This window comes from Staphylococcus sp. 11511212 (genome assembly GCF_011394755.1).
GTDB lineage: Bacteria > Bacillota > Bacilli > Staphylococcales > Staphylococcaceae > Staphylococcus > Staphylococcus chromogenes.
The window spans coordinates 935124-951184 of sequence record NZ_JAANBQ010000003.1; the positions used below are offsets into that span (position 1 = coordinate 935124).

Consider the following 16061-nt stretch of genomic DNA (forward strand, 5'->3'; position numbering starts at 1 on the left):
TTATAATTACTTCGACGATTCTTTAATACATTCAAACCTAGAGGGACGTCACAGCGATTTATCGTTCCTTAAGCATTGAAACGTGATAATGTGAGTGACGTTTCCTCTTCCAAATGGGAAAGCAACGCTTTAGTTGTACAGATTCTTGATAATCTAAGACCTTGGCCACTCCACAGATGCGTCCAATCTGGAATGCCTTGTTGCGCAGCCATTTTTCGGACTCTTTTCGTCATATCATTTTGATAAGGATAAGGAAGAGGGTCTACCTGTTGTTTGCGCATGTCTATAATCCATTGATTTTTTATGCCTCGTGCCCATTTTCCACTAAACAGACGTGTGAGTGTCGTGTCTGTTTCATTATGTTGCATAAGGGCCTCTTGATGCGTGGCATTGGCACCGGACTCTTTTGTCGTCAAAAATGCTGTCCCCAATTGGACACCTGCAGCCCCAAGCATGAGGGCAGCACTGATACCTCTCCCATCCATTATGCCGCCTGCCCCGATGACAGGAACAGAAACGTAATCTACGACTTGAGGAATTAATGCCATCAATCCTATACCGGGAGCTTCGTCTGCCTCCTGTTTTAAAAATGTTCCTCGATGACCTCCTGCTTCCCAACCTTGTGCTACGATAGCATCTACACCTGCACGTTCATTTTTTATTGCTTCTTCAACTGATGTCGCACATCCAATCACAATAATTCCTTGGTTTTTGAGCTGTTGAATCACATTTTCAGATGGAATCCCAAACGTAAAACTACATACAGGGACTTTGAGGTCTATCACGGTTTGGATTAATTCTTGAAATTGTTTATCACTATGGAGTTCAGGAGCGTCATGTTGAAGTTGAAATTTATCTAAATAGGGTTCTAAATAATGGTGCATCGTTTCTACTTCATGTTGAGTATAGTCACTATGCTCAGGCACAAACAGATTGACTGCAAATGGTTGATCGGTCAGCGCTCGGACTGCTTCAATTTCGAATTTGAGTTTCTCTGGTGTATCATATCCTCCACCAATCGTGCCCAGTCCACCATATTCACTTACTGCTGCCACAAGTTCAGCAGAGGTCGACCCAGCCATACCGGCTTGAATAATCGGCAACCGTATTTGACATAATTGACTAATCGTCGTTTTTTTCCACATCCCTTTTTCCTCCATTCTTTTGTCATTACCATTTATATTAACCTTTCTTTTATTTTTTACTCTTCAATAAAAAAAACACAGTATCGACATCCCCCATTTTAGCTTGAGATCAATACTGTGTTTATTCGGTTCTCTGTCAAATCGGACTGGTCACATTAAATTAAGGAGTAAATTCCTTTTTAGTTGTGAGAGTATAAATTATTGAACGTTGTTGGTTATTTTAATACTACTTAAATCAGTATAACTAAGTCGTAAAATAGATTTTATAACGCTTATGAATATATATAGCGTATTTGATTAGTTCCTAAGCCGAGACTTCTGAGGCATCTAGCCGAAACCGAAATTCCATTTTAAGATTGAGTTTATCTCAATCTTAAACTATGGATCACCTATTCACATATGTTCATAGGTGTACTGAATACGTAACTCATTTCATTCGTAACGTTTTCATGCAGAGGTGAGGCGCCTAGAAAAGCGAGGCTTTTTGGAATAATCAAATACATGAAATTACTTATACATCAGTCCGATTTATTATAAAACCGTTTATTCGATTTAGTATGAGAATTAGCGAACTTTCTCGACCATTTCACTTTCTACTTTGTCCATTTCATCCTCAATTTCCATACCCAGCATTTCTTCAATTAAGTCTTCATGTGTCACGATGGCATCAGTCCCACCGTACTCATCAATCACAATCGCGAGATGTTTGCGTGTAACTGTCATTTTACGCAAAACCCATTCAGCACGGTTATGTTCATATACAAAGAGAGGTTCCGAACAAAAATCACGCAACGTTTTTTCAGGTTGGCGACTCCATGCAAGTAAATATTTAGAATGAAAAACACCAACCACATTATCTATGTCCCCTTCATAGACAGGATAACGCGTATATGGATGTTGCATGACGACATCATAAACTTCATCGTAAACGTCCTCCACATTTAAAGAGGTCACATTGACACGTGGTGTATTATTAACGTCGGTAATTTTGAGACGGTCAAAGTCCATAACCCCTTGAATACGGTTGCGTTCCATTTCATTAAATGCACCTTCGCTCCCGGCAATAGAAACCATTGCACGAACTTCTTCTTTTGACATCCCTTCATCGTCTCTTCCACGAGTAATCAGGTGATTAATCGCATCAGTTATCGCATTCAAAATGACCGTTAACGGTTTAAAAATAATAACAAAAAAGCGAATTACTGGAAAAACAAGACGCGCTATAGGATCTGGTGAAGTCGCCGCAATAGATTTAGGGATTACTTCGGCAAATAAAATAATAACCACTGTTAACACAGCTGATGCTATTCCAACGCTTATCCCCATATCAACAGCTAAAATTGTGACCAGTGTCGGTAACAAAATGTTTGCAATGTTGTTTCCGATAAGAATGGTTGTGATGAATTCACTAGGTTTTTCAAGCAACTTTAATAATTTAGCAGATTTACGATTTGAATCTGCCTCTGCTTGTAATTTCACCTTATTCGCAGCAGTCAATGCCGTTTCACTGCCCGAAAAGAAGAAAGATACACATATTAATAGAATGATCGCAATGATCATTAAGCAGTTCCCCTTCCGATACGTCTTTTTAAAATTAAGTTGTATGCTCATCATTTTGTAGGAAAAAGATTGAAAAATCAAGTCAAATTCCTCTTTTGTTTTGATAACTTTACCCTTGAATATAAACAACTTAAGAAGCCAAACTTCAAAATATGAACATAAAAAAGAAGGAGTGAGCCATGAAATCCAGTCGATTTCTGCTCCACTCCTCATTAATCGTAATATTAACCGATTGAACCTTCCATTTCAAATTTGATGAGACGGTTCATTTCAACAGCGTATTCCATTGGTAATTCTTTTGTAAATGGCTCAATGAAGCCCATAACGATCATTTCAGTTGCTTCTTCTTCTGAAATACCACGAGACATTAAGTAGAAAAGTTGTTCTTCTGACACTTTAGATACTTTCGCTTCGTGTTCAAGAGAAATATTATCATTGAAAATTTCGTTATATGGAATTGTATCTGATGTGGATTCATTGTCTAAAATCAATGTGTCACATTCGATGTTAGAACGTGCACCTTTTGCTTTACGGCCAAAGTGGACGATACCGCGGTATACCACTTTACCTCCGTCTTTAGAAATTGACTTAGAGACAATTGTTGAAGACGTATTTGGTGCTTTATGAATCATTTTAGCGCCCGCATCTTGAACTTGGCCTTTACCGGCAAAAGCGATGGATAAAGTGCTTCCTTTGGCACCTTCCCCAACAAGTACACAAGAAGGGTATTTCATTGTAAGCTTAGATCCTAAGTTACCATCGACCCATTCCATATTACCATTTTCATGAACGAGGGTACGTTTTGTAACGAGATTGTACACGTTATTTGCCCAGTTTTGAATTGTTGTATAACGTACATGCGCATCTTTATGCACAATGATTTCTACAACGGCAGAGTGTAAAGAATTCGTTGTATAAACAGGTGCTGTACAACCTTCAACGTAGTTTACAGAAGCCCCTTCATCCGCAATAATTAATGTACGTTCGAACTGTCCCATATTTTCTGAGTTAATACGGAAATAAGCTTGTAATGGGGTATCAAGTTTTACATTTTTTGGAATGTAAATAAATGATCCTCCTGACCATACTGCGGAATTTAAAGCGGCGAACTTGTTGTCTGCAGCTGGGATAACGGAAGCAAAATATTGTTTGAATAAATCTTCGTTTTCTTTTAATGCTGTATCCGTATCTTTAAAGACAATTCCTTTTTCTTCAAGTTCTTTTTCCATATTATGGTAAACCACTTCTGATTCGTATTGCGCAGAAACTCCCGCTAAATACTTTTGCTCTGCTTCTGGGATACCTAATTTATCAAATGTACGTTTAATTTCTTCTGGTACTTCATCCCAAGAACGTTCTGAACGTTCAGAAGGTTTAACATAGTACGTAATATCATCAAAATCTAATTCAGATAAATCTCCGCCCCATTGTGGCATTGGCATTTTATAGAATAATTTCAATGCTTTTAGACGGAAATCTAACATCCATTCAGGTTCGTCTTTCATATTTGAAATTTCACGAACAATATTTTCAGTGAGTCCACGTTCTGAACGGAAAATCGATACGTCTTCATCATGGAACCCATATTTATAATCGCCTACATCAGGTGCTTTTTTAGCCATCAACGATCACTCCTATCAACTCTTATTTTCGTATCTTTGTGCGATACGCTCTATTATCACTACATTCAATGTGCTTATTCTTCTGTTTTGCCTTCTTTTTCTACAGTACCCTTTTCAAGTGCTTTCCATGCTAATGTGGCACATTTGATACGGGCAGGAAATTGAGAAACACCTTGTAACGCTTCGATATCACCCATGTCCTCAGTGATTACATAATCTTCACCGAGCATCATTTTAGTGAATTCTTGACTCATTTCCATCGCTTCTTTAAGACTATGCCCTTTAATCGCTTCAGTCATCATCGATGCACTTGACATTGAGATAGAACAACCTTCACCTTCAAATTTTGCATCTTTAATAATACCGTCAACGATATCAAAAGTGAGGCGAATTCTGTCGCCACATGTCGGGTTATTCATATCAACAGTCATCGTACCGTCTTCGATAACACCTTTATTACGTGGGTTTTTATAATGATCCATAATCACTGAACGATACAATTGGTCGAGATTATTAAAATTCATATGTGAAAAACTCCTTCGTTTGTTTCAACCCTTCAACCAGTTGATCTACATCTTCTTTTGTATTGTAAATATAGAAACTTGCACGCGCTGTGGACGATACATTCAACCATTTCATTAAAGGTTGCGCACAGTGATGACCTGCGCGAACGGCAACGCCTTCAGTATCAAGTGCTGTCGCCACATCATGTGGATGTACATCTTTTAAGTTGAAGGTGATGATACCTGCCCGCTTATCTTTGTCTGGACCGTAAATATCAATACCTTCAATTTCAGACATTTTTTCGTAAGCATATGCTGTAATCTCAGCTTCATGCGCATGAATCGCATCAAAACCAATATTCTCTAAATATTCAATCGCCGCTTTTAAGCCAATAGCTTGAGCAATCAATGGTGTCCCTGCTTCAAATTTTGTTGGTAAGTCTGTCCATGTACTTTCATAAAGACCGACAAAATCAATCATATCTCCACCAAATTCAATAGGTTCCATTTGATTGAGCAACTCACGTTTACCATATAGGGCGCCTATACCCGTAGGTCCAAGCATTTTATGGCCACTAAAGCTATAAAAATCTACATCTAAATCTTGAACATCCACTTTCATATGTGGAACAGATTGCGCCCCATCAACTGAAATAATTGCGCCATGTTCATGTGCGATTTGAGCAATAGATTTCACATCATTGATTGTCCCTAAAACATTCGAAACATGTGCGACGGCAACGATTTTTGTTTTATCTGTAATCGTTTCTTTTACAGCTTCAAGCGTCAATTCCCCTGAGTCTGTCATTGGAATGAATTTTAATGTTGCATTTTTTCTTTTTGCTAACTGTTGCCAAGGTACGATATTCGCGTGATGTTCCATTTGAGTGACCACAATTTCATCACCCGCTTCAACGTTCGCATCACCATAGCTATGTGCAACTAAGTTAATGGAAGCTGTAGTTCCACGTGTAAAGATAATTTCTTCAAAGTAAGGTGCATGAATAAAACGACGCACAGTTTCACGCGCACCTTCATAACCATCCGTAGCAAGTGATCCTAGCGTATGCACACCGCGATGCACATTAGAATTGTAGCGCTTATAATAATCCTCGAGTGCATCAATCACTTGTTGCGGCTTTTGACTCGTCGCTGTTGAATCTAAATATGCAAGACGCTTCCCATTAACTGTTTCTTTTAAAATGGGAAAGTCTTTTATGATTGCTTCAACATCAAATTGTGTTTCGGTCATTTGTACCACAGACCTTTCTCCAAAAAGTTACGTTCTCTAATTAAAATCTATGCTTCCTCTTCTAAATGATGAAAGATATGCCCCATTTGTCATGAGCATTTCCGATGAAAATCGCTTATTTACCCACTTTAAGTTCAATCACTTCACGTAATTGACGTTGTACATCTTCAATAGGGAGTTCACGAACGACAGGATCTAAAAAGCCATGAATAACTAGACGTTCCGCTTCGTGTTGTGAAATACCACGACTCATAAGATAGTAAAGTTGCTCTGGGTCAACTCGGCCTACTGATGCCGCATGACCTGCTTCTACGTCATCTTCATCGATTAATAAGATAGGGTTCGCGTCCCCACGTGCATGTTCTGATAACATTAACACACGAGATTCTTGGTTAGCCGCAGAACCTGAACCGCCATGTTTAATATGACCGATACCATTGAAAATAGAAGAGGCATTTTCTTTCATAACACCATGTTTTAAAATATGTCCATCTGTTTCTTTACCATATTGAACAATGCGAGACGTTAAATTAATCGTTTGATCACCGCGTCCAACTACGACAGATTTCAAATCAGACGTTGAACGATCTCCAATTAAGTTCGTCGTATTATCAATAATTTGATTACCTTCATTCATTAAGCCAAGCGACCAATTGATTGTCGCATCTTGAGCTGTAACACCACGACGGATAATATGACCTGTAAATCCTTGATCTAAAAAGTCTACTGATCCGTAAGTAATTTTAGAATTGGCACCCGCAATAACTTCGGAAATAATGTTTAACTGGCAACCTTCCGCTGATGTAGTTGATAAATAGTTTTCCACATAAGTGACTTCAGCACTTTCCTCAGTCACTAATATAACGTGGTTGAAAAAGCTTGCCTTTTCATCATCATGTAATACAACATATTGAATTGGGTGGTCAACAACCACATTACGTGGCACATAGACGAAAACTCCACCATTCATTAAAGCAGTATTTAACGCCGTTAATCGATGTTCATCTACTGTTACTGCGTCTTTCATATAATATTTTTCAACAAGATCGCTATGATTTTGAAGTGCTTCACTAATATGTTCAATAATAACGCCATCTTGCTGTGCTTTTTCGTTCACTTTAGAAAAAGCTAAAGTATTATTATGTTGAATAATTAAGTTTTCACTCGCTTCTACATTAATAATACGGTCAATTTCTTTTGGTAGACCATGTAAGCTTTCAAAAACAGAACCTGTCGTTTCATGCTGTTTGAACGAATCAAAGTCCCATTTATCAATTTTTGTTTTATCTGGTTTTGGCATTTCTAAAGATTCTGCTTGTTTTAACGCGTCTTTTCTTAGTTCTGTCATCCAAGAAGGTTCACGATGCGCTTTGGAATAATCAACAAGTTGAGCTTCAGAAATATTTAATGTTTCAGTCGTCATACTTATTTCCTCCTATGATGATTATTGGTTCGCAGTTACTGAATCGTATTCTTCTTTAACCCACTCGTAACCTTCTTCTTCTAAACGTTTCGCTAATTCTGCTCCGCCAGATTTTACAACAATACCGTTGTACATTACGTGAACATGATCCGGCGTAATATAATTTAATAAACGTTGATAGTGCGTAATGATTAATGAACCAAAATCTTCTCCGCGCATTTCATTAATTCCTTTAGAAACAACTTTTAAGGCATCAATATCTAAACCTGAGTCAATTTCATCTAAAATCGCAAATTTAGGTTGAAGCATCATCAATTGTAAGATTTCGTTACGTTTTTTCTCACCGCCAGAAAACCCTTCGTTTAAATAACGTTGAGCCATATCTTTGTCCATATCTAAGAAATCCATTTGTTTATCTAATTTTTTGATGAATTGCATCAAATTAATCTCTTGACCTTCTTCGCGTTGAGAATTGATAGCTGAACGCATAAAGTCCGCATTTGTCACACCTGTAATCTCAGATGGATATTGCATTGCTAAAAACAGACCTGCTTTAGCGCGTTCATCAACTTCCATTTCTAAAATGTTTTCACCATCTAATAACACTTCACCTTGTGTTACCTCATATGAAGGATGGCCCATAATTGCTGATGAAAGTGTAGATTTACCCGTACCGTTGGGTCCCATAATGGCATGGATTTCACCTGTATTAATTGTTAAGTTAACACCTTTTAAAATCTCTTTATCGTCAATAGACACATGTAAGTCTTTAATTTCTAATGTTGATGGCATTACTATTCCCTCCAAAAATGTTAGATTCCATATACCAGTTTATAATAATTTTAATGTAACGTCAAAAGTATTTCATATGTTTCTAAATGCTAATTATAACGAAAATGACGGGAATTATAAAACATTACGGGTTGAAAAATGATGTTCAATTTTAAATCGATTTTACATAGATTTTAGAAAAGTTATTGATAATATAATACGGGATGTTCTCAATCACTATGGATATTTGATTGCTTAAAGTGCTCCGTTATTGTAATATGACATTTCAGTACCTTTAATTTAATTAGAAAGGAACATAGCTCTATGTCGCAATTTAAGTTTTCTAACATCCCTCGAGGCTTTGCCATGGGTGTAAGTGATTTAATTCCAGGTGTAAGCGGGGGCACCATCGCCTTATTATTAGGAATTTACGATGAATTTATTTCTTCAGTCAGCGGTGTGTTTTCAAAAAACTTTAAACGCAGTATTTTATTTTTATTGCCCATTGTCATCGGTATGGGATTAGCGATTGGTATATTGAGTAGCCTTATCAACTATTTGCTAGCACATCATCAAGTACCAACGATGTTTTTCTTTACAGGATTAATTATTGGGGTCATCCCTTTCTTATTGAGAATCTCACATTATAAACGTACATTTAAAGCCATCCATTGGATTATTGTTTTCATTTTTATTTTATTACTACTTGCGATGGCGATGTTAAAAGGGGATACTTCTCACGCTGCACCGTCTAATATTGACCTTTCAGCCCCAATGCTCATCAAATATTTTGTGGCAGGTATACTCGCTTCTAGCGCAATGTTACTTCCAGGTATTTCAGGTTCTTTCATTTTATTATTGCTAGGTGTTTACAGTACCGTCACATACGCGATTTCAGAAGTGGTAAGATTTCATTTTCAAGCACTGCCTGTGATTTTGTTAGTTGGCGCGGGTATAGCCGTCGGATTTATCGTCGCGAGTAAAATCATCCAGTATTTGCTCACGAATTACACCTATTTAACATACGCAGCCATTCTTGGACTTGTTATCGGATCTTTATTCTCTGTTTTTCCAGGATTACCTCAATCAGGGATAACTTGGGTCGTTTCCCTTATCACGTTAATTTTAGGCTTTGCTATCAGTTATGTACTCGGACATTATACTGATGAACAATAAGCGTAATAAAACCTCTTTAAATAACGGATGATTTATTAAGAAGTTTTAGCGCTCACTTATCGCCTTATTCTTAGAGATTTAAATCGTATTAAAATAGCCCTCAACATTTATCTGACGGTAAATGTTGAGGGCTATTGAATTATAGGCGGACGCTATCTCTATATCGTGCGCATTGAACTCATTAAAAAATAACGGTCAGTGATGTGCTCACTAACCGTTAAAAGTATAGCATCAATAAATTTTGATAATGTTTTAATTTAAGGTACTCACTATGATGAGTCTCACTCCAAAATATTATTCAGCTGGAGTAACAGCACCATCGTATTTGTCATTGATGAATTTTTTAATATCATCTGAACGTAATACTTTCATTAACGCTTTGATTTTTTCATCGTTTTTATGACCTTCTTGTACAGCAATTAAGTTTGCATATGGGTTATTATCAGCTTTTTCAACAGCAATTGAATCTTTTTGTGGATTTAATTTTTGTTCAATCGCAAAGTTAGAGTTGATAATCACTGCGTCCCCTTCATTGTTTTGATATGTTTTTGGAAGAAATTCTGCGGCTTGCTTATTATTGAATTTTAAATCTTTTTTGTTTTCTTCAATGTCTTTAAAAGTAGCGTCTTGGATTTTAACGCCTTTTTTAATTTTAATTAAACCTTCATCTACGAAAAACTTCAAGAAACGACCTTGTTCTGCTGGGTTATTAGAAACGAAAATTTCTGCCCCTTTTGGTAAGTCTTTTAAACTTTTATGTTTTTGAGAATAAACAGCCATTGGTTCTAAGTGGACATTACCAGCTGATTCAACTTTATAGCCTTTTTCTTTTTTCTCAGTATCTAAGTATGGAGTATGTTGGAAAAAGTTAGCATCCAATTCTCCAGCATCTAATAATTTATTAGGTGTTGTGTAATCGTTAATTGTTTTAATTTCTAAATCATAACCTTCTTTTTTCAATAAAGGTTTCGCTTCTTCTAAAATTTCAGCATGAGGTGCTGGAGATGCCCCTACGACAATCTTTTTGTCGTCTTTATTGTCACTACTTTTTGAGTCGTTGTTACCACATGCAGCTAATACAACAGTAAGCACTAAAACTAAAGCAATTGATATAAATCTTTTCATTTGACCATTCTCCTTAAAATAAATTTATCGTTTATCTATTTTATTCGTTGCCCAATCTCCCAATAATTGAATAACGAAGACGATAACTAAAATTAAAATTGTGGAAATCAAAATGACATCATTTTGATTTCGTGTAAAACCTGTTAAATAAGCTAAATTTCCTAATCCGCCTGCTCCAATGACCCCAGCAATGGCTGTAGATCCTACTAAAGCAATCGCTGTAACGGTAATACCTGAAATTAAGGCAGGTAACGATTCAGGAATTAAAACCTTTCTAATGACTGTCCAAGTTGTTGCGCCCATAGACCATGCAGCTTCGATGACCCCTTTATCTATTTCTTTTAAGGCAATCTCAACAAGTCTTCCATAAAATGGCGATGCGCCAATAATTAAGGCAGGTAACGCCCCCGTCGGACCACTGATTGTTCCTAGAATTAAACTTGTAAACGGAATAAGCAATAAGATTAAAATGATAAAAGGAATTGCTCTAAATAAGTTTACAAAGAAAGACACAATACTATAAAAAACACGTCCAACTTTAGATTTACTTTTAGAAGTGAGAAATAAAATCACTCCAATAATCAAACCAAATATAAATGAAAATAATGTAGAAATAACTGTCATATAGAGCGTTTCATATGTAGCTTCCCAAACCTCAGGCCAACTCACATTGGGCATCGTTATCATTTCTTGTAATATTTCGCTGAAACTTTTACCCATGACTGATCACCTCAACTTCAATATGTTTCTCATTCAAGTCTGTTTCTAATCGATGAAATGCCTCGTTTGAAAGATGAGGAATATGAATTACAATAAAACCAATCGTTCCAGACTTAGAATGTTTGATGTTCGCTTCTAATATATTGACGTCAATTTGATGTTCTTTTGCGAGGTAAGAAATAATAGGTTGCGTCGTCGTTTTACCTGAAAAGTTAAGTCTGACTAATCTGTCAAAAGGTTCGAGTTCAACGAGTCCAGAAATATCTTCGTATTCAGCTTCAGGTTTCAAATCTTCTTGCACAAACCGCTTAGTTACCGAATGTTTTGGATTTTCAAAAACTTCTGAAACTTTACCTTGTTCGATGACACGCCCATTTTCCATGACTGCCACTTCATCACATATACGTCGAATCACATGCATTTCATGGGTGATAATCACGATTGTTAACTTTTGTTCTTTTTTTAGTTGTAATAATAAATCTAGAATTTCATCTGTCGTTTGAGGGTCAAGGGCACTTGTCGCCTCATCACATAACAATACCTCTGGATCATTAGCTAACGCTCGTGCGATACCTACCCGTTGTTTTTGTCCTCCAGATAGTTCAGAAGGATAGGCTTTTTCGCGGCCTTTTAAACCGACACGTTCAATTAATTCAATCGCCTTTTGTTTTGCCTCTTTTTTAGGTACGCCCGCTATTTCTAGTGGAAATAAAATATTATCTAATACCGTACGTGACCACAATAAATTAAAATGCTGGAAAATCATACTTACTTTTTGTCTTTTATGTCTTAAAGCTTGTTTGCTTAATTGGCCGATATTTTCACCACCAATAATGACATCACCTGATGTTGGTGTTTCTAGATAATTAAACAAACGGACTAAAGTACTCTTACCTGCACCAGAAAAACCAATAATGCCAAAAATAGTTCCAGCACTAATATTTAAATCGACATGGTCAACAGCCGTTACTGATTTAGATTTGCTCTTATACTGTTTGACGATGTTTTTAAGCTCAATCATAGTGTTCCCCCTTATGTGTTGCCATTCCAATGATCAGAATAAAAAAAGCTTTCTCTTATAAAATAAGAGAAAGCAAAGATACCGATGCATTTCTCTCATCTTCAAAAGTATAAATACTTTATGTGAATTGGCACCATTTCTAAATATAGACGGTTGCCGGGCTTCATAGGGCACATCCCTCCACCACTCCGGATAAGAGTTTTCTGAATATTGAATTGTTTAAATCTTACCATTATCCTCAATTTTCGTCAATGGCTTTTTTTATTCTTTCCAATAAAAATGTGACCGATTGAAAAGCATAAATTCGTTCCAATTCTTGTTCACCTTTCATAATTAACAATATGGGCACAGATTGGATCTCAAATTCCTTGCTAAATTCAGGATAAAAGTTCAAATCTCGCTTTTCCAAAGGGAGATGTGTTACTTCGTTTGCAATATCTAACATGCGTTCTGATATCTTACACGTTCCGCACATAGGCGTATATCCGAAAATTAAATGAATCGGATGTTCTTGTTTATCTTTTTTAGATATATTGTTCGATTGCTCTGAAACATTCATGATAAGAATACTTTCCTTTTACATAGAAATCTTTTTTTACGTCAAAACCGTGACGTCCGAGTACATTTGAGAGGTAATCTCGTGGGCATCGTGCCACTTCACTATAAGTTGAATCAATGAAAATATCATTGCTCTCACTTAAATATTTGTGAAACCATTTACGGATTTTTCTTCCTTCTGTGTCGGCATCTGTGAGGATATAGACTTGTTTTCCATATAAGGATTCAATCATATTATCTAACTTTTCAATCCCCATCGTCCCATGTGTACAAATTATTTCGACAGGTTCTAATAACACCTCTTTAACTCTTTTTTTATCAGATTTACCTTCCACAATAATGACTTTGCTAATCATCGCCATGGTTTTCACCTTCTAAAAAGATATTATTCAGTACAAAAAAACTCCAAGATAGTCCAAAGATTATCTAGGAGTTTCGTATCTATTATTCGCCGATCATTTCTTGATAGCCGTTTGCATCCATTAAAGCGTCAATTTCACTTTCATCACTTAACTCAACTTTAACCATCCATGCTTTTTCGTATGGTGATTCATTAACTGCTTCTGGTTCATCTTCAAGATCTTCGTTAATTTCAGTAATTTTACCAGACACAGGTGAGTATAATTCTGAAACTGTTTTAACAGACTCAACGCTACCGAAAGTTTCACCTTCTGAAACTTCGTCATCTACTTCTGGAAGTTCAACGAATACGATATCCCCTAACTCATTTTGAGCGAAATCAGTAATACCGATTGTTGCAATATTTCCTTCAACTTTTACCCATTCATGTTCTTTTGAATATTTTAATTCACTTGGCACTGCCACTTGAATCCCCTCCTATAATTGTTTACAAGATAATCATGACACATTGCTTATTATCAATCAACTATTTTTATCATAACCATGTGTCACGATAAGTTTGTTCATTAAATCCAACTGTGATTTTATCGCCTAATATCGCTAAAGGTCTTTTGACCAACATCCCATCTGAAGCTAAAAGTTCTAATTTTTCTTCGTCAGATAATGTGCTCAATTTATCTTTGAGATTAAGTTCACGGTATTTTGCACCGTGAGTATTGAACAATTTTTTAATTTCGATTCCTGTGCGATCCACGATATCTCTAAATTCTTCTTTTGTAGGCGTTAATTGAACAATGTCAATCGGTTCAAAACTCACACCATGCTCCGTTAAAAATTTAGAGGCTTTTTTACATGTAGTACAGTTCTGATACTGATAAAACTTAATCATTTCATTACCTCCTTGCTTGACTTACATCAAATATAACAAAATTTGTTAAATTAGACTAATTTTTATACTAGTATTATTTTTTTGTTATTTTGACAGACGGAAAGTATGACGCATTTTATGAAATCCGCTATAATGAACTCTATAAATAAGAGTAACGGAGGAACTACACATGCAAAAAATTCAAGACATGGAAACATTCAAAAAGATTATTAACGGAGATCAAACTGTCATTGTTAAATTCGAAGCGGGTTGGTGCCCAGATTGTAAGGCGATGGATATGTGGATAGATCCTATTGTTGAAAAATACAATCAATATGATTGGTACGTCGTCAACCGTGATGAAGTCGAAGAAGCCGCTGTAGAAAATGAAGTTATGGGTATCCCAAGTATTCTCATTTTTAAAAACGGCGAAAAATTACATCATTTACATTCAGCAAATGCAAAATCTCCAGAACAAGTAGAATCGTTTTTAGCTGAAAGTTTAGTTTAATAATAAGAGGTGGATATATGTCCACCTGAAAATAGAAAGCCATCAAAATTTACCCTCAGATAAATTTTGATGGCTGTTTTAATCTCTTAAATATATTCTGTATAAACGCCTCTATTTTTACGTCTAGCTTCTTTTCCTGAATTATCTTCAAGATCGGTTAAATAAACAAAACCAATCAATCTTTCGTCTGGAAGTACGCCAAATACGTTTCTCACTTTAGGATGAAAAATATATGTTGGGGTTTTCCAACATGTCCCAATACCTTTCTCATATAATAGCAATAATAAATTTTGTGCATATGCCCCAACCGCTAAGTAATTTTCATTTTCTTCACGTTGTCTTGCATCGCACGTCATAATAATCGCAAGAAAACCTCCTAAATTCGTGACTGCATCATAATGACTCTTTTGTTTTTCAGGTTCCCTTGGAAAGGCATAGCGTGTTACTTCTTTACTCATCTCTCCTAATTTATGTTTAGGAACATACACGACACGCCATGGCTCGCGCATACCATGATTTGGCGCATTTGCCGCTTCAACAACAGCTTCTCTTACCGCGTCTTCATCGATATGCATATCTCTATCAAATTTTTTAATACTTCTCCGATATTTAATTGCGTGTTGAAGTTCCATCCTCATCTTCCCCTTTTTCATTGATAACCATTATCAATTATAAGGGAGGTGGGTGTGATTTTCAAATGGCTGATACAATGCCATCACATTTTTGAGCGTTTTAACATCTAATTGCCCTGGCGCTACACTTTCACTTAGTGACCCATATGTCAAAGCTCCTCCAAAAGTAGCCTGCGCTGTTCTAGAAATCACCCCTAAACTTGACATAGAAATGCCTGTGACCCAATGCGATAAAGCTTCACTCGCTTCAGAGACCGCTTGTAATAGTGTTAACACATCTTGTTTCGACTGAGGCATAACAGCAATTTTCAAATGTGTGCCTCCCCATTGAGACATGTGATAGTATGTTTTCTTTAAAACTTCTATTTTAGGCGTTTCTTGAAAATTATGATACGAAATAATGACCTCTACGCCTTGGGATTGAATGGATTGTACTAATTCTGAACGTGACGTTTCTTGTTCCCATTCCACATCTATATAATCAACATGCTTTATACCAGCAATGGATTGTAATAAATTTTGATAAGCCGCCTCTTCAATAGAATGTGCCCCACCTTGCGACTCCGTTCGAAAAGTGATGAGCACTTCTTTTCGGAATCCTTTTTGTAGCAATTGTTCAATCATTTTTTCTATTGTTTCTATAGTAAGATCTTTAATTGCGTCAATTCTGATTTCTAAAATATCGAAGAAATCTTGTTGATTTATGACATTTTCAACTTCAGATAAAGTTAACGTGACATCATTTGGCATGAGACTTCCTACGATTCGGGTTTTCATAAACTCCACCTACTTTTTTGATTTCAATTACGCTAAA

18 protein-coding genes and 1 riboswitch are annotated in these 16061 nt (G+C 36.3%); of the genes, 2 read left to right on the forward strand and 16 right to left on the reverse strand.

From position 1 onward, the window contains the following. Positions 1-68 precede the first annotated feature (68 nt). The 7 genes from G8Y84_RS05965 to sufC all read right to left on the reverse strand — a co-directional run bounded on the left by G8Y84_RS05965 (position 69) and on the right by sufC (position 8297). A complete protein-coding gene (locus G8Y84_RS05965) occupies positions 69-1145 on the reverse strand; it encodes an NAD(P)H-dependent flavin oxidoreductase (RefSeq protein WP_103158890.1) in 1077 nt (358 codons plus the stop codon). A 564-nt stretch (positions 1146-1709) separates the two neighbouring features. Then, a complete protein-coding gene (locus tag G8Y84_RS05970) occupies positions 1710-2705 on the reverse strand; it encodes a hemolysin family protein (protein WP_037572362.1) in 996 nt (331 codons plus the stop codon). Positions 2706-2929: 224 nt separating this feature from the next. Further along, positions 2930-4327, reverse strand: a complete 1398-nt coding sequence (gene sufB, locus G8Y84_RS05975; RefSeq protein WP_037572364.1) for a Fe-S cluster assembly protein SufB — start codon at positions 4325-4327, stop codon at positions 2930-2932. A gap of 74 nt (positions 4328-4401) precedes the next feature. Beyond that, complete coding sequence (gene sufU / locus G8Y84_RS05980) at positions 4402-4851, reverse strand: Fe-S cluster assembly sulfur transfer protein SufU (RefSeq protein ID WP_037572365.1); 450 nt, start codon at positions 4849-4851, stop codon at positions 4402-4404. Continuing rightward, on the reverse strand, positions 4841-6082 hold the full coding sequence (locus G8Y84_RS05985; protein WP_103158909.1) for a cysteine desulfurase: 1242 nt from the start codon (positions 6080-6082) through the stop codon (positions 4841-4843). The genes sufU and G8Y84_RS05985 overlap by 11 nt, the downstream gene beginning before the upstream one ends. Before the next feature lie 115 nt (positions 6083-6197). Beyond that, on the reverse strand, positions 6198-7505 hold the full coding sequence (gene sufD / locus G8Y84_RS05990; protein ID WP_105996706.1) for a Fe-S cluster assembly protein SufD: 1308 nt from the start codon (positions 7503-7505) through the stop codon (positions 6198-6200). Positions 7506-7526: 21 nt separating this feature from the next. Then, positions 7527-8297, reverse strand: coding sequence for a Fe-S cluster assembly ATPase SufC (gene sufC / locus G8Y84_RS05995; protein ID WP_037572369.1), 771 nt, complete (start codon positions 8295-8297; stop codon positions 7527-7529). 303 nt (positions 8298-8600) lie between these two features. On the opposite strand from sufC, the gene popT reads away from it, so the two are divergent. After that, positions 8601-9452 carry a polyprenyl-phosphate transporter PopT gene (gene popT / locus G8Y84_RS06000; protein WP_037572371.1) on the forward strand — a complete coding sequence of 284 codons (852 nt, stop codon included), beginning with the start codon at positions 8601-8603 and terminating at the stop codon, positions 9450-9452. A 294-nt stretch (positions 9453-9746) separates the two neighbouring features. Here the strand turns inward: popT and G8Y84_RS06005 are convergent, their stop codons facing one another. The 7 genes from G8Y84_RS06005 to G8Y84_RS06035 form a co-directional block, all read right to left on the reverse strand. Further along, complete coding sequence (locus G8Y84_RS06005; protein WP_037572373.1) at positions 9747-10577, reverse strand: MetQ/NlpA family ABC transporter substrate-binding protein; 831 nt, start codon at positions 10575-10577, stop codon at positions 9747-9749. A 24-nt stretch (positions 10578-10601) separates the two neighbouring features. Then, positions 10602-11297 (reverse strand): methionine ABC transporter permease, encoded by a 696-nt coding sequence (locus G8Y84_RS06010; RefSeq protein WP_037572375.1) that lies wholly within the window; start codon positions 11295-11297, stop codon positions 10602-10604. Further along, entirely contained in the window at positions 11290-12318 is a 1029-nt protein-coding gene (locus G8Y84_RS06015; protein ID WP_037572377.1) for a methionine ABC transporter ATP-binding protein, read from the reverse strand. Before G8Y84_RS06015 ends, G8Y84_RS06010 begins: the two co-directional genes overlap by 8 nt. A 92-nt stretch (positions 12319-12410) precedes the next feature. After that, positions 12411-12517: riboswitch (SAM riboswitch) on the reverse strand. Positions 12518-12556: 39 nt separating this feature from the next. After that, a complete protein-coding gene (locus tag G8Y84_RS06020; protein ID WP_037572379.1) occupies positions 12557-12877 on the reverse strand; it encodes a thioredoxin family protein in 321 nt (106 codons plus the stop codon). Next, positions 12843-13238, reverse strand: a complete 396-nt coding sequence (locus tag G8Y84_RS06025; protein WP_037572380.1) for a toprim domain-containing protein — start codon at positions 13236-13238, stop codon at positions 12843-12845. Before G8Y84_RS06025 ends, G8Y84_RS06020 begins: the two co-directional genes overlap by 35 nt. Before the next feature lie 82 nt (positions 13239-13320). Beyond that, entirely contained in the window at positions 13321-13701 is a 381-nt protein-coding gene (gcvH, locus tag G8Y84_RS06030) for a glycine cleavage system protein GcvH (RefSeq protein WP_037572381.1), read from the reverse strand. A 70-nt stretch (positions 13702-13771) separates the two neighbouring features. Continuing rightward, the gene (locus G8Y84_RS06035; protein ID WP_037572382.1) at positions 13772-14125 is read right to left on the reverse strand and encodes an arsenate reductase family protein; all 354 of its coding nucleotides are present in this window, start codon (positions 14123-14125) and stop codon (positions 13772-13774) included. 169 nt (positions 14126-14294) lie between these two features. Here G8Y84_RS06035 and G8Y84_RS06040 point away from each other — a divergent pair, with 169 nt between their 5' ends. After that, a complete protein-coding gene (locus G8Y84_RS06040; RefSeq protein ID WP_165806189.1) occupies positions 14295-14615 on the forward strand; it encodes a thioredoxin family protein in 321 nt (106 codons plus the stop codon). 86 nt (positions 14616-14701) lie between these two features. Here G8Y84_RS06040 and G8Y84_RS06045 read toward each other — a convergent pair whose 3' ends face one another. Beyond that, the gene (locus tag G8Y84_RS06045) at positions 14702-15247 is read right to left on the reverse strand and encodes a nitroreductase family protein (protein ID WP_105985884.1); all 546 of its coding nucleotides are present in this window, start codon (positions 15245-15247) and stop codon (positions 14702-14704) included. A gap of 33 nt (positions 15248-15280) precedes the next feature. Next, entirely contained in the window at positions 15281-16024 is a 744-nt protein-coding gene (gene aroD, locus G8Y84_RS06050; RefSeq protein WP_103158887.1) for a type I 3-dehydroquinate dehydratase, read from the reverse strand. Positions 16025-16061 lie beyond the last annotated feature (37 nt).